This window comes from Sphingomonas sp. 1185 (genome assembly GCF_040544655.1).
In the GTDB taxonomy this organism is placed as follows: domain Bacteria; phylum Pseudomonadota; class Alphaproteobacteria; order Sphingomonadales; family Sphingomonadaceae; genus Sphingomonas.
Genome location: NZ_JBEPKL010000006.1, coordinates 143,243 through 157,292 on the forward strand (window position 1 = coordinate 143,243; position 14,050 = coordinate 157,292).

At 68.7% G+C, this 14,050-nt stretch carries 12 protein-coding genes; 3 read left to right on the forward strand and 9 right to left on the reverse strand.

The window, feature by feature from the left end; genetic code table 11:
- Positions 1 to 31 precede the first annotated feature (31 nt).
- The 3 genes from ABIC44_RS07025 to ABIC44_RS07035 all read left to right on the forward strand — a co-directional run bounded on the left by ABIC44_RS07025 (position 32) and on the right by ABIC44_RS07035 (position 2,613).
- Positions 32 to 1,084 carry a catalase family peroxidase gene (locus ABIC44_RS07025; protein ID WP_354294504.1) on the forward strand — a complete coding sequence of 351 codons (1,053 nt, stop codon included), beginning with the start codon at positions 32 to 34 and terminating at the stop codon, positions 1,082 to 1,084.
- Entirely contained in the window at positions 1,081 to 1,611 is a 531-nt protein-coding gene (locus ABIC44_RS07030) for a cytochrome b (protein WP_354294506.1), read from the forward strand. The genes ABIC44_RS07025 and ABIC44_RS07030 overlap by 4 nt, the downstream gene beginning before the upstream one ends.
- Positions 1,612 to 1,713: 102 nt before the next feature.
- Entirely contained in the window at positions 1,714 to 2,613 is a 900-nt protein-coding gene (locus tag ABIC44_RS07035) for an SDR family oxidoreductase (protein WP_354294508.1), read from the forward strand.
- Between the two features lie 40 nt (positions 2,614 to 2,653).
- Here ABIC44_RS07035 and ABIC44_RS07040 read toward each other — a convergent pair whose 3' ends face one another.
- From ABIC44_RS07040 to ABIC44_RS07080, 9 genes are all read right to left on the reverse strand, one after another.
- Positions 2,654 to 2,896, reverse strand: coding sequence for a hypothetical protein (locus ABIC44_RS07040; RefSeq protein WP_354294509.1), 243 nt, complete (start codon positions 2,894 to 2,896; stop codon positions 2,654 to 2,656).
- A 96-nt stretch (positions 2,897 to 2,992) separates the two neighbouring features.
- Entirely contained in the window at positions 2,993 to 3,775 is a 783-nt protein-coding gene (cobA, locus tag ABIC44_RS07045; protein ID WP_502959825.1) for a uroporphyrinogen-III C-methyltransferase, read from the reverse strand.
- Entirely contained in the window at positions 3,768 to 6,365 is a 2,598-nt protein-coding gene (locus ABIC44_RS07050; RefSeq protein WP_354294512.1) for a molybdopterin-dependent oxidoreductase, read from the reverse strand. Before ABIC44_RS07050 ends, cobA begins: the two co-directional genes overlap by 8 nt.
- 121 nt (positions 6,366 to 6,486) lie before the next feature.
- Positions 6,487 to 6,825 carry a nitrite reductase small subunit NirD gene (gene nirD / locus ABIC44_RS07055; RefSeq protein ID WP_309698418.1) on the reverse strand — a complete coding sequence of 113 codons (339 nt, stop codon included), beginning with the start codon at positions 6,823 to 6,825 and terminating at the stop codon, positions 6,487 to 6,489.
- The gene (gene nirB / locus ABIC44_RS07060; RefSeq protein WP_354294515.1) at positions 6,822 to 9,311 is read right to left on the reverse strand and encodes a nitrite reductase large subunit NirB; all 2,490 of its coding nucleotides are present in this window, start codon (positions 9,309 to 9,311) and stop codon (positions 6,822 to 6,824) included. The genes nirD and nirB overlap by 4 nt, the downstream gene beginning before the upstream one ends.
- Positions 9,311 to 10,525, reverse strand: coding sequence for an alginate export family protein (locus ABIC44_RS07065; protein ID WP_502959821.1), 1,215 nt, complete (start codon positions 10,523 to 10,525; stop codon positions 9,311 to 9,313). The genes nirB and ABIC44_RS07065 overlap by 1 nt, the downstream gene beginning before the upstream one ends.
- The gene (locus ABIC44_RS07070) at positions 10,525 to 11,772 is read right to left on the reverse strand and encodes a nitrate/nitrite transporter (protein ID WP_354294517.1); all 1,248 of its coding nucleotides are present in this window, start codon (positions 11,770 to 11,772) and stop codon (positions 10,525 to 10,527) included. Before ABIC44_RS07070 ends, ABIC44_RS07065 begins: the two co-directional genes overlap by 1 nt.
- A 272-nt stretch (positions 11,773 to 12,044) precedes the next feature.
- On the reverse strand, positions 12,045 to 13,256 hold the full coding sequence (locus ABIC44_RS07075) for an ABC transporter substrate-binding protein (protein ID WP_354294519.1): 1,212 nt from the start codon (positions 13,254 to 13,256) through the stop codon (positions 12,045 to 12,047).
- On the reverse strand, positions 13,253 to 13,834 hold the full coding sequence (locus tag ABIC44_RS07080) for an ANTAR domain-containing response regulator (RefSeq protein ID WP_307104166.1): 582 nt from the start codon (positions 13,832 to 13,834) through the stop codon (positions 13,253 to 13,255). Before ABIC44_RS07080 ends, ABIC44_RS07075 begins: the two co-directional genes overlap by 4 nt.
- Between the last annotated feature and the right edge of the window lie 216 nt (positions 13,835 to 14,050).

Here is a 14,050-nt window from a genome sequence, read left to right on the forward strand (position 1 = left end):
TCAGGAGTCGTCTATGACTGGCAGGAGATCGTTGAGACGCGCTTGGCTTCCGCTGGTCGGCATCGCGACGATCGCCGGATCGCTGGGCGCGGCATTTGCCTGGAGCGCGGGACTGGTCGGCGACCGGATCACCACCTCGACCTTCCTGGCCGATACGCCAAAATCCTTTCCGGCGGGCTATCGCCGCGCGCATGGCAAGGGCATCTGCTTCGACGGGGTCTTCCGCGCGAGCGGGGCCGCCGCGTCGATTTCGACATCGCGCGTGTTTTCCCAGGCGCAGACACCGGCGATCGGTCGTTTCTCGATCGGGACGGCCGATCCCTATGCACCGGACAATTCGACGCGCACTGTCAGCATGGCCATGCTGATCATCGCCGATGACGGTGAGCAATGGCGCATGAAAATGAACAATGAGCCGCTCTTCCCGACCCATGATGCGCAAGGCTTCCTCGCCCGCATCGCGGCCTTTGCGCCCGATCCGGCGACCGGCCAGCCCGATCCGGCGAAGGTCGCCGCGTTCTACCGGGTCTATCCCGAAGCGCGCCGCGTCATCGAAGCGAAGGCCAAGGCGCCATGGCCCAGCAGCTTCGCGGGCGTGCATTATTATGCGATCCACGCCTATCTGTTCGTCGGCCCGGACGGGCGCCGCCAGCCGGTGCGATGGTGGTGGCGTCCGCATGCCGATTTTACCGGCTGGAGCGTCGAGGAGCGCGCCAAGGCCAATCGCGATCACCTGTTCAGGGATATTGCCGAGCGTTTGACGCACGGCCCGCTGCGCTGGGACCTCGTGCTGCAACTGGCCGAGCCGGGTGATCCCGTCGACGATCCGTCGCAGCCATGGCCCGCGACACGCAGGCAGATCGTCGGCGGCACCCTGGAGGTGACGCGCGTAGTCGATCAGGCCAAGGGGGCATGCCGGGACGTCAATTTCGATCCGACCCTGGTGCCGAAGGGCATGGCGCTCACCAACGACCCGGTGCTGGCCGCGCGCGGCGGGATCTACGCGCATTCCTATAACGCCCGCCTGCGCGAGATCGGCTATGGCCGGGCCACCGATGCGGTCGGCAGGAAGGACGGCCGATGACGGATAGGAGGCATTTCAATCGGCTGGCGCGGGTGCTGCATTGGGCGATGGCGGCGGCGATCTTCGCCATGCTGTTCATCGGTGTCAGCATGACGACGTCGCTGACCTGGCGTCCGGCCCTGCTCGACCTTCACCAGCCGCTAGGGCTCGCCATCCTGCTGCTGGTTGTCGTCCGGCTGGCCAACCGGTTGCGTCACGGCGTACCGGCGCTACCGGCCGAGACACCCCGTTGGCAGGCGCTGGCGGCGCTGGGCAGCCACTGGATTCTGTATGGCCTGATGGTCCTGATCCCGCTCCTCGGCTGGGGAATGCGGTCGGCCGGGGGCTGGCCGGTCAGGATGACCAAGGGATGGAATGTGCCGCCGATCGCCCCGGTCGACCCGACGCTCTATGCCCTATTGCGCGATGCCCATGGCATTCTGGCCTGGTTGCTGTTCGCCGTGGTGATCGCTCATCTTTCGGCGGCTCTGCTGCACGGCTGGGTTTACCGCGACGGCGTGTTCTCGTCGATGACACGGTCCCGTTAGGCGATCGGCCCGACGCCGTCGCGTGCGCATCCACAGCCTTCCTCCAACACCTTCCGGCCACTGCGCCAAGCACCGACACAGTCGGAGAAAGAGAAGCGACCAATGGCAATTCTATTGACAGGAAGCACCGGCCATACGGGCATGTACGTCGCCCGCATGCTCGCGTCGCAAGATGTTCCGGTAAGGGCTTTGACGCGCTCGCCCGATAAGGCCCGCTTCCCGGCCGGTGTGACGCCGGTGCGGGGCGATCTGTCCGATATCGAGGTCATGCGGAGCGCGCTCGAAGGGGTCGAGACGCTTTTGCTGGTGGCGCCCAATGTTCCGGACGAACTGAACCAGACGCTGACGGCGCTCGCTCTGGCCCGGGACGCGGGCGTGCGCGGGATCGTCTATCTCTCGGTCTTCGAATGCGATCGTCATGCCGACGTTCCGCATTTCGCCTGCAAGGTCGCAGCGGAACGGATGATCGAGCGATGCGATCTGCCCGCGACGATCCTGCGCTCCGCCTATTTCATGCAGAACGACCTGGGGCAGAAGGCGCCGCTGCTGGATCATGGGGTCTATGGCATGCCGCTGGGCCATGTCGGCATTGCGGCCGTCGATACCCGCGACCTTGCCGAGATCGCGGCCAGGCAGCTCCTACGGCGCCACGCGGCCCCGACCCCGCTGCCCAGGGACGGCTATAATGTCGTCGGTCCGGACGATCTGACGCCGGAGACGATCACGCGGATCTGGAGCGAAGCCCTCGGCCGTGCCGTAACTTACGCCGGTGACGATCTGGATGTGTTCCAGGATCGACTCAAGCCGTTCGTGCCAGCGGGGTTCGCCTATGATCTGGCGCTGATGCTTCGCGCCTTCCAGCGTCATGGCGCCCGCGCCAGCGCGGAAGACCTCTCGACCATGACGGCATTGCTGGGCCGCCCGCCGAGGCGCTATGCGGCGTTTGCTGCGGAGACCGCGGAGGCTTGGAAAAGCGCACCGGCTCAGGATCGACCCGATTGAACGGGATGGTCGCCGATGCCCGGGATATGGCTTTCCTCCGTCACCAGCGGGCGCTGACCATCATGTCGTCGAACAGATGCGCGCCCAGCATCGCCAGGGCGCTCCCCGCGCTGGCGCTCAGGAAGCCGGCGGTGGCCAGTTCGGCCGGCAGGAGATGCGCCGCCATCGCGGAGGCGGGGAGGGCGCAAAGCGTCCGGATCGCCAGATAGGCGAGCCCGCAGAGAATGGCTCCGAGAGCACGCAGGCCCAGATCGGCGCGTCGGGAGCGATGCCATTTTGCCATGCCACAATCCTTGTTGTGGCTGTCCACCTATCGGGCGCGGCATAGCATTTCGAGCGCGGTTTCGCCCTTTCGCATAGTGCGCGCATAGGGTTGGGGCTATGCCTCCACCGCAGCGCGGCGGGGAAGCGCGATGCCGCCGTCCGCTAGCCGCCCGGCCCCCACCGCCTCGCCGATCAACAGCAACGCGGGGTCCCGGTCGCCGATCGTGCGGGTCAGGAAGCCGAGCGCGTCGAGGCGGCCGGTGATCAGTCGCTCCGAGGGGAGCGAGACGTTGACCGCGATCATCACCGGCGTCTCCGGCGCCATGCCCGCCGCCATCAGCTGTCGGGCGATCTCCGGCGCGGCGGCGCGGCCCATATAGACCGCCAGCGTCGCATCGGGCGCGGCCAGCGCCTGCCAGTCGAGCGAAAGCGGCTCGCCCTCGCGCAGATGCGCGGTCACCAGGGTCAGGCGGCGCGACAGGCCGCGCAGCGTCAGCGAGATCATGCCCGATGCCGCCGCCGCGCTGGCCGCGGTGATGCCGGGGCAAATCCGCACCGGGATACCGGCGGCGCGGCACGCGTCGATCTCCTCGGTCGAGCGGCCGAAGATCGACGGATCGCCGCCCTTCAACCGGACCACGCGCCGCCCTGCGCGCGCCGCCGCGACGATCATCGTGTCGATCGTCCCCTGATCCTTGGAATGACGGCCCGAGCGTTTGCCGACGCTCGCCCGTTCGGCGGTGTCGGGGACGAGCGCCAGGATATCGGGTCCCACCAGCGCGTCGTAGAAGACGATGTCGGCGGCGGCGATCAGGCGTTCGGCCTTGCGGGTCAACAGGTCGGGATCACCAGGACCCGCACCGACCAGCCAGACCGAACCGGCGGGAAAATCATCCATGCGCATGGGCGGGCTCCTGGGCTTCGGTGAGCAGGCGGGCAAGGGCGGGGCGGCACGATCCGCAATTGGTGCCCGCACCCAGCGCCGCGCCGATCGCGGCGACATCGGCCAGTTGCTGGTCGCGGATCGCGGCGACGATGGTCCGCAGGCCGATATCGAAACAGGCGCAGACGATCGCGCCGCGATCGACCGGGGCACCGGGCGCGCGACCCGCAAGGACGGTGGGCGCGACCTCGCTGGCGCTCAACTGCGCGATCAGCCAATCGCGTGTGGGCAATTCGCCGCGTTCGGTCAGGAACAGGGCGGCAGCAAGCCGACCGTCGGCGATCACCGCGACCCGTCGCGATCCCCGCGCGGGATCGGTGGCCTCGATCCGCTGGCCCTTGGGGAGCATCGTCTCCAGCGCCACCGGGTCGCCATCGCCCGCCACTTCCCACAACCATCCGCCGGGAATGGCGACCCGCGTCGCCCAGAGGCAATCGGGCGTCGCGCGGGCCTCCCCCGACAGGATGACGAAGCCGCGCCAACGGGTCGCGACGGGGGTGATGGCGGCGGGGGTGCGCTTGAAGCCTGGCTGGCCTGAATAGGGATCGGTCAGCGGGCGGGGAAGCAGTCCGGTGCGGCCCCCGGTCGCGGTCTGGTCGGTCCAGTGGATCGGGACGAACAGCTCGCCCGGCCGTTGCCCGGCGCTGACCGAGACGCGGTAGAGGCTCGTTCCCTGTGGTGTGCTGACCCGCGCCAGCCCGCCATCGGTCAGGTCCAGCCGCGCGGCATCGTCGGGATGGACCTCGACCAGCGGTTCCTCGCGGTGGCGCGCCAGCTTGGGGGCCAGGCCGGTGCGGGTCATCGTGTGCCAATGATCGCGGTAGCGGCCCGTGTTGAGCGTCATCGGCCAGTCGCGCAGCGGCTCGGGGAGCGTCTTCTGCGCGACGGGAACCAGCCGGGCGCGGCCGTCCGGCGTGGGGAAACGGCCATCGGCAAAGGGCACTCCGCCCCAGCGGAACGGCTGCATCGCGTCATAATCGGCATTGCCGCCGCTCGACCGGCCGGGCAGCGCGAACAGGCGTGAACCGTCGTTTTCATAATGTGATAGGCGGCAATGCTCGCGCCAGATCTCGGCCGGTCGGTCATAGGCGAAGGCGGTCTTCCACCCCATGCGGCGGCCGACTTCCTTGACGATCCACCAGTCGGGCCGGGCCTCGCCGGGCAGGGGAAACAGCGCCCGCTGGCGGCTGACCGTGCGGTCGCTATTGGTGACGGTGCCGTCCTTTTCGCCCCAGGCGGCGGCGGGCAGGCGGACATGCGCGTTCACCGAGCTGTCGGTCTCGGCGATCACGTCGCTGACCACCACGAAGGGGCAGGCGGCCAGCGCCTCGCGCACCGATCCGGCGTCGGGCATCGACACGGCGGGGTTGGTCGCCATGATCCAGAGCGCCTTGATTCGGCCCTGGCCCAGTTCGCGGAACAGGTCGACCGCCTTCAGGCCCGGCTTGGGTGCGATGGCGGGGGAGGCCCAGAAACGCTGCACGCGGGCGCGGTTCTCGGGCGCGAAGTCCATATGCGCGGCCAGCGTCGAGGCGAGCCCGCCGACTTCCCGACCGCCCATCGCATTGGGCTGGCCGGTGATCGAGAAGGGGGCCGCGCCAGGCTTGCCGATTCGTCCCGTCGCGAGGTGCAGGTTGAGGATCGCGTTCACCTGATCGGTGCCCGTGACCGACTGGTTGATGCCCTGGCTGAACATCGTCACCGTGCGCGGCGTGGCGGCGAACAGCTCGTAGAAGCGGCGCAGGTCGGCGGGCGCGACGTCGCAGGTCCTGGCGACCGACCACAGGTCGCTGCCCGCTTCCAGCGCCGCCCAGAAATCCTCCGGCACCGCGACCGAGGCGGCGAGGAAGTCCGCGTCCACCACGCCCGCCGCGCGCGCCCAGGCGAGGGCGCCGTTCATCAGCGCCACGTCGCTGCCCGGCCGGATGGCGAGGTGAAGGTCGGCCTGCTCCGCCGTCTCGGTGCGGCGCGGGTCGATGACGACGAGCTTCGCGCCCGCATCGCACCGGGCGCGGATGCGCTGATAGACGATTGGGTGGCACCAGGCGGTGTTGCTGCCGACCAGCACGATCAGGTCGGCCTCGTCGAGATCGTCATAGCTGGCGGGCACGATATCCTCGCCAAATGCGCGATTATGGCCCGCCACCGCGCTCGACATGCACAGCCGCGAATTGGTGTCGATATTGGCCGAGCCGATGAACCCCTTCATCAGCTTGTTGGCGACGTAATAATCCTCGGTCAGCAACTGGCCCGAGACGTAGAAGGCGACGCTATCGGGGCCATGCTGCGCGATGGTGTCGCGAAAGCGTTTCGCGACGAGGTCCAGCGCCTTGTCCCAACTCGCGCGGCGCTTGCCGATCATCGGGTGGAGCAGGCGCCCCTCCAGGCCGACCGTCTCGCCCAGATGGGTGCCCTTGGAGCAGAGCCTGCCCTGATTGGCGGGGTGGTCGGGATCGCCCTCGATCCGCACCTGACGGTCGCCGGTCACGGTCGCGCGGATGCCGCAGCCGACGCCGCAATAGGCGCAGGTGGTCTTGATGGTCATTAGCCCTCTCCCCCTCGGGGAGAGGGTTGGGTGAGGGGCAGGGGCCTCGCAGAGGGGTTCGGCTCGGTGAGACACCCGCCCCTCACCCCGACCCTCTCCCCGGAGGGGAGGTGGATGCTGCTCACGCCGCCGCCTTCAGGGTGGAGGCGCGGCAGATCAGCACGCGGCCGCCGCTGATCTTCACCGGCACGGTCGGTGTGCAGCCCTTGTCCTCGCCCAGCGCCTCGCCGGTCGTCAGGCTGATCCGCCAATTGTGCAGCGGGCACGCCACCGCGCCGCCATGGACGATGCCCTGGCTCAGCCGCCCATGCTTGTGCGGACAGCGGTCGAGCAGCGCGAAGACGCTGTCGTCTCCGGTGCGGAAGACGGCAATGTCGTCGCCGCCCTCGACCTGCACCGTGCGGCTGCCGCGCAGGGGGATTTCCTCGACCCAGCCGATATCCAGCCACTCGCCCATCATGCCATTTCTCCCATCATTTCCCTGGCGGGCTGAAAGCGCGCCATCGGCGCATGGATCTCGCGTTCGGCCCCGGCGACCCGCGCCGCCCAGGGATCGTCCTGCGAGAAGCTCTGCGAGAAGAAGAAGCGGCGGGCGAGTTCGGCCCGCGCCTCCTCGTCGGGCAGCAGGCGCGACTGGATATAGGCCAGCCCAACCCGCTCGATCCACGGCGCGGTGCGCTCCAGATAGCGCGCCTCCTCGCGATAGAGCTGGATGAAGGCCGCGCACATCTCCATCGCCTCCGCCTCGGTCGCCACCTTGCAGAGCAGGTCGGTGGCGCGGACCTTGATCCCGCCATTGCCGCCGACATGCAGCTCATAGCCGCTGTCGACGCAGACCACGCCGAAATCCTTGATCGTCGCCTCGGCACAGTTGCGCGGACAGCCCGACACCGCGATCTTGAACTTGTGCGGCATCCACGAGCCCCAGGTCGCCCGCTCCAGCTTGACGCCGAGGCCGGTCGAATCCTGCGTGCCGAAGCGGCACCATTCGGAACCGACGCACGTCTTCACGGTGCGCAGCGACTTGCCATAGGCATGGCCCGACACCATCCCCGCCGCGTTCAGATCGGCCCAGACGGCGGGCAGATCCTCCTTCTTGATGCCGAAGATGTCGAGCCGCTGGCCGCCGGTCACCTTGACCATCGGCGCGTTGAACTTCTCGACCACATCGGCGATCGCGCGCAGCTCCTTGGGGCTGGTGATGCCGCCCCACATGCGCGGCACGACCGAATAGGTGCCGTCCTTCTGGATGTTGGCGTGCATCCGCTCGTTGACGAAGCGGCTCTGCTGATCGTCGACATATTCGCCGGGCAGCGCGCAGAGCAGATAGTAATTGAGCGCGGGGCGGCACGACGAACAGCCATCGGGGGTCGACCAGTGCAGCTTCTGCATCACCTCGGGGATCGAGCGCATATTCTGCGCGACGATCTCGCGGCGGACATCGTCGTGACCGAAGCTGGTGCATTTGCACATCGTCTTCGGCCCCGCCTCGACCTCGCCGCCCAGGCGGATCGCCAACAGGCTCTCGACGATGCCGGTGCACGAGCCGCAGCTCGCCGACGCCTTGCAGCCCGAGCGGACCGCATCCAGGCTGTGCGCGCCGCCGTCGATACAGGCGAAGACCTTGCCCTTGGTCACGCCGTTGCAGCCGCAGATTTCCGCATCGTCGGAAAGCGCCGCAACGGCCGCCTTAGGGTCCGCGGAGGCGCCCCCCTGGGCAAAGGCCTGGCCGAAGATCAGCGCGTCGCGAATGTCGCCGACGCTCTCGCCCTTCTTGAGCAGGTCGAAATACCAGTTGCCGTCGGCGGTGTCGCCGTACAGCACCGCGCCGACGATCCGGTCGTCCTTGACCACCACCCGCTTGTAGATGCCGCGCGCCGCGTCGCGCAGGACGATGTCCTCCGCCCCGTCGCCGCCGCCGAAATCGCCCGCCGAAAAGACATCGAGCCCGGCGACCTTCAGCTTGGTCGCGGTGGCGGTGGGACGATAGCCGCTGGGGCTGCCGGTCAGCGCATCGGCCAGGCTGCGGCACATGTCCCAGAGCGGCGCGACCAGGCCGTAAACCTGTCCGTCATGCTCGACACACTCGCCGACCGCCAGGATGCGGGGGTCGGAGGTGACCATATGGTCGTCCACCTTGATCCCGCGCCCGACGTCCAGCCCGGCGGCACGGGCGAGCGCGACCGAGGGGCGGATGCCGACCGCCATGACCACGAGGTCAGCGGGGATTTCGCGCCCGTCCTTCAGGCGGATCGCCTCGACCTTGCCGTCGCCGACGATCTCGGCGGTGTCGGCGCCGGTCAGCACGGTCTGGCCGCGTGCCTCCAGCGCCTGTTTGAGCAGCCAGCCCGCTGCCTCGTCCAGCTGCCGCTCCATCAGGGTCGGCATCAAATGGAGGACGGTGACGGTCATGCCCCGAAGCGACAGGCCGTGTGCGGCCTCCAGCCCCAACAGGCCGCCGCCGATCACCACCGCGCTGCCACCCCGCTCGGCGGCGGCCAGCATATGCTCGACATCCTTCATGTCGCGGAAGCTGATGACGCCGGGCAGATCGTGGCCGGGCACCGGGATGATGAACGGGTCGGAGCCGGTCGCGATCAGCAGCCGGTCATAGTCCAGCACCATGCCGCTCTTGGCGGTGACAGTCCGGGCCTCGCGATCGATCGCGGTGACCGGATCGCCGCTGACCAGGGTGATGCCGTTGCCGGCATACCAGTCGAGCCCGTTGATGACGATCTCGTCGAACGTCTTTTCTCCCGCCAGCACCGGCGACAGCATGATCCGGTTGTAATTCACCAGCGGCTCGGCGCCGAAGATGGTGATGCGGTAGCGACTGGGATCGCGCGCCAGCAATTCCTCGACCGCACGGCATCCGGCCATGCCGTTACCAATGACGATGAGGTGCTCGCGGGTATCGGTCGCCGCGACGACGGGGGTGTGTTCCATCAGATGGTCCAGTCCAGTTGGAGCCAGAATTTCTTGGTGTCCGTGCCGAAGCGATCCGCCTGGTAATCGGCGTAGCGCAGCGACGCGGTGGTGCGGCCGACCTTGCCTTGCGCCAGCAGATCGATCTCATTGCCGTAATGGCGGACCAGACGGTCGCTCTCGAAACGGTGCCAGACGGCGGACAGGCTGACCGCCTTGACCGCGCCGACCTGTTTCCAGCCCCAGCCGGTGCTGGCGTACAGGTCGCGAATGCCATCGGGCGGGGTGGTTGTGAACTTGTCGGCCCAGCCCTGGAACTTGAAGATCGAGGACAACGGTGTCTGGAAGCTGGTCAGCGCCTGACCCTTATCCGCGCCCAGCACCTCATAGCCGCCGCCCAGACGCGGGCCGTTCAGGTCCAGCGCGAGATCGGCCAGCCAGTAATCGGCCGCATAGCGGTTGGGATTGCGGTGATAGTCCGACTGGCGCGCCCAGCTCGCCTGATAGGCCAGCTTCGCCTTGCCGATCGGCCGCACGTCCGAAAGGCGCGTGCCATAGGTCTGGCTGGACAGGCGAAAGCCCTGCACCGCCGCCTCGTCCTCGTCGATCAGATAGGCAAAACCGGTCAGCGTACCGATCGGCGAGGCCCAGCCCAGATTGGCGAGGACGGTGTTGCCGCCGACCGAGCGGGGCCGCACGCCCGTGCCGTCGATGCCCCAGACGGTGCGGACGCCCCAGACATAGCTGACATCCGCCTTCACACCCTTCACCGGCACGATCTCGGCACGCACCGCGTCGAAGGTCTGGCCGTTGTTGCGGATCGCGGCCTGGCCGACGAAACGCTCGTCGTCCAGCGTGATGCGCTGCCGCCCGACGGTCAGGGTCAGTGGGGCGGACTTGTACTGCACCTGGGCGCGGTACAGGCCGATGCTCTGCGGATCGCCGATCAGCGGGCGGCTGGCATCGGAGTGCACGCCGTCGAAATAATCCGGGACGATCGCCAGATTGCCCTGCGCCTCCGCCAGGGCCGACCAGCGGCCCGAGGTGGCGGCCACCCCGGTACGGATGCGGGCGGTGACCGCATCCGACGTGAGGGGCAGGCCGTCCTGGTCCACCTGCTCCCAGCGCAGCCGGGCATCGACGAGCGGCTTCAGCGTCACCGTCTGCGCGGCGGCCGGGGCCGCGACCAGGGCGGAGGTCGACAGGAAGAAGAGGGCGGGGCTGCGCATCGTCATCAGATCCGCACGCCTTCGGCCGCGCCCCAGGTCCGGCGCCACCGGCCCTTGACCGTCAGCAGCCCGGTCAGCGCGACCAGCGCCAGCGCGGCGAAGATCAGGAAGCCGCCGGAAAAGCTGCCGGTCCACTGCTTGGCCAGACCCAGCGAGGAGGCGAGGTAGAAGCCGCCAATGCCCCCCGCCATGCCGACCAACCCGGTCATCACGCCGATCTCGGCCGAGAAGCGCTGCGGCACGAGCTGGAAGACCGAGCCGTTGCCGACGCCCAGCGCCAGCATCGACAGCACGAACAGCGCCAGCGAGGCGGCGAACCCGTCGACCATCGCCACGCCCGTCAGCGTAACGGCGGCGGCGGCGAACACCGCCATCAGCGCCTTCACGCCGCCGATCGCATCGGCCAGCGCCCCGCCCATCGGCCGCACCAGCGAGCCCGCAAAGACGCAGGCGGCGGTGGCATAGCCCGCCTGCACCGGGGTCAGGCCGAAGCGATCGGTGAAATAGATGGGCAGGCTGGCGGCGAGCCCGACGAACCCGCCGAAGGTGACGGCGTAGAAGCCCATCAGCCACCAGGCATCGGCCTGACGCAGCGGCGCCAGATATTCGACGAACCGGCGCGGCGGCGGCGCGCCGGGCGCGTCCTTGGCCATCAGCATATAGACCAGGAAGACGATGCCCAGCGGAATGCAGGCCAGACCCAGCACCGCGTTCCAGCCGAACAGCTTGGCGAGCGCCGGGGCGAACAGCGCGGCGAGCACCGTGCCCGAATTGCCCATGCCCGCCAGGCCCATGGCCTTGCCCTGATGCTCGGGCGGATACCAGCGGCTGGCGAGCGGCAGGGCGATCGCGAAGCTGGCGCCCGCAAAGCCCAGGATGACGCCCAGCGCCAGTGTGCCGCCGAAGCTGCTGACGCCCAGCGCCCAGGCGGAGAACAGCCCGGCGATCACGATGATCTGGCTGATCGCGCCTGCGCGCTTCGGCCCGATCCGGTCGACCAGCAGGCCGTTGACGACGCGCAGGATCGCGCCCGCCAGCGTCGGCACCGCGACCATCACGCCCTTTTGCGCCGGGGTGAGAGCGAGGGTGGCCGAAATCTGCGGCGCGAGCGGCCCGAGCAGCACCCAGACCATGAAGGCCAGATCGAAATACAGAAAGGCCGCGATCAGGGTCGGCGTATGTCCGCTTGACCAGAAGCCGCCGTCATCCGCTGCCTTTCCTGTCTTGCTGTCGTCCCAGAATGCCGTCGCCATCGTGCTTTCTCCCCCTGATCCGGGCCCAAACGGAAAAAGCCGCCAGGACGTGGACCCGTGGGTCACATCCTGGCGGCTTCGTTGCCTCCAAGCAGAACGCGCGCCTCAGCCCGCTTCCGCCAGCGTGCTACCCCGTCGTTGGAGCGGCATTCGCTGCTATCTCGTGCCCGACGCCATTGCCGGGCGAATGGAAAATTGCCTGATTCGCGGTCCCGGCGCAAGTCCCTTTCGCAATCGCAGCAATCGATCCTCCCTCGCGCCGGGAAGGGGCGTCAGGGCAATCCCGCCAGATACCCCGGAATGTCATCCGGATCGAAGGCACGGCCGTCGAAGAAGCGGTCGCTGCCCAGCACCAGCCGTCCCTGCGTCGAGCCCGCGCCGATGGGTTCGACCAGCGCGCCCTCCAGCTTGGAGCTGGCGCCGGGCAGCGGCGCGCCCGATCCGGCCAGCGCGGCGCGGTAGAGATCGGGGCGGAACACGCCCTGCGCGGTCGCGGCATCCTGCGGGGAGAAGGGCAGCCCCTCCCACCGCACCATCTGGGCATAGAGCCAGGCCGCCTGGCTGCGCCACGGGAAGTTCGCCGCCTCGCGATATTGGAACATGAAGTCGGGATAATGGACCGGCTCGCCGCCGGGCACGACGCGGATGCGGTCGGTGATCGCCCGCAGGACCGCATCGACCGGCGCGTCCAGATATTCGCGGCGCGACAGGATCGTCGCGCTCTGTTCCACCGTCGCGGGATCGACGAAATGCGCGGCCGCCGCGTGGAGCGCGCGGATCAGCCGGAGAACGCCGTCGCGGCGCTCCTCCGCCCGGTCGCCGCGCAGCGCCAGCACCTTCTCCACCCCGCGTCGCCAGATCTGCGCGGTGGCGAGGGCGATCCGGCCGACGCCGCGATCGACCGCGATCGAGTTCCACGGCTCGCCGACGCAGATGCCGTCCACCTCTCCGGCCGCCAGCGCGTCGGCGGCGAAGGGCGGGCTGGTGACCAGGATCTCGACATCGGCGTCGGGCCGGATGCCGACCCCCGCCAGCCAGTAGCGCAGCATGTAATTATGGCTGGAATAGCGATGCACCACGCCGAAGCGAAGCGGCCTGCCCGCATCCCGGCGCTGGTCGGCCACACCCTTCAGCGCCGCGCCGATCGCCACCGGATCGCCCAGCGTCTCGCCCAGGCCCACCGCCTCGCCCAGCGCGGTCGAAAAGGTGATCGCATTGCCGTTCAGGCCCAGCGCGAAGGGCACCGCCATCGGCACCGCCGGACGGTCGCGCCCCAAGGCGGTGGAGATGGCGAGCGGCGCGACCAGATGCGCGGCATCGGTATGGCCATAGAGCAACCGGTCGCGCACCGCCGCCCAGGTCACGTCGCGGACCAGTTCGATCTCGACCGCCTCGGCCTCGGCAAAGCCCAGTTCGCGCGCCAGGATGGGCAGGGCGGCATCGACCAGCGGCAGAAAGCCGATACGGAACGTCTCGGCGGTCATGGCAGGTCTCCCATCAACTGCTCGCTGGTCACGATCGCCTCGGCCACGTCGGCGATGCGGCGGTTGGTGGTCATGGCATGGCTGCGCAGCAAGGCATAGGCGGCGGGTTCGTCCAGCCCGCGCCGCCGCATCAGGATCGCCTTGGCCCGGTCGATCACCTGCCGGTCGGCGAGCGCGGTCCGCGCCTCGGCCAATTCGGTCTGGAGCCGGGAAAAGGCCTGGAAACGGCGAACGGCCAGGTCGAGGATCGGCTTGATCCGCTGCTTGGCCAGGCCGTCGACGACATAGGCGGACACGCCCGCATCGACCGCCGCCATCGTCGCCTCGGGCTCCGACTGGTCGACGAACATCGCGATCGGCCGGTCGAGCGCGCGCGACATGGCGAAGAAATCCTCCAGCACGTCGCGGCTGGGATTTTCCAGATTGATCAGGACCACCTCGGGCGCGGCGCGTTCGACCTGCGCGGCCAGCGGCCCGCCGGGGTCGATCACCACCAGATCGGTCAGCCCCGCCTCGCGCAGCCCGTCCGAGATAATCGCCGCGCGCGTGCTGCTGGTATCGATAATCGCGATCCGCATGACGGCTTAGTGCCGCGTCGCCGGGCGTGCGACAAGAGGGGCCGGACGCGATCCTCTGCCAGCGGGCGAAAGCCGCTTGCCATCGCATATGTCCGACTATATCGCTGTCATCAATAGCCGGACAAAATCACGGCTTTATCATGGGAGGACGCCAAGCATCATGCGCCAGCCGCGCCGATTCCGGAGCCTGTGCGCCTTGCGTCCTGCGCTGCTGGG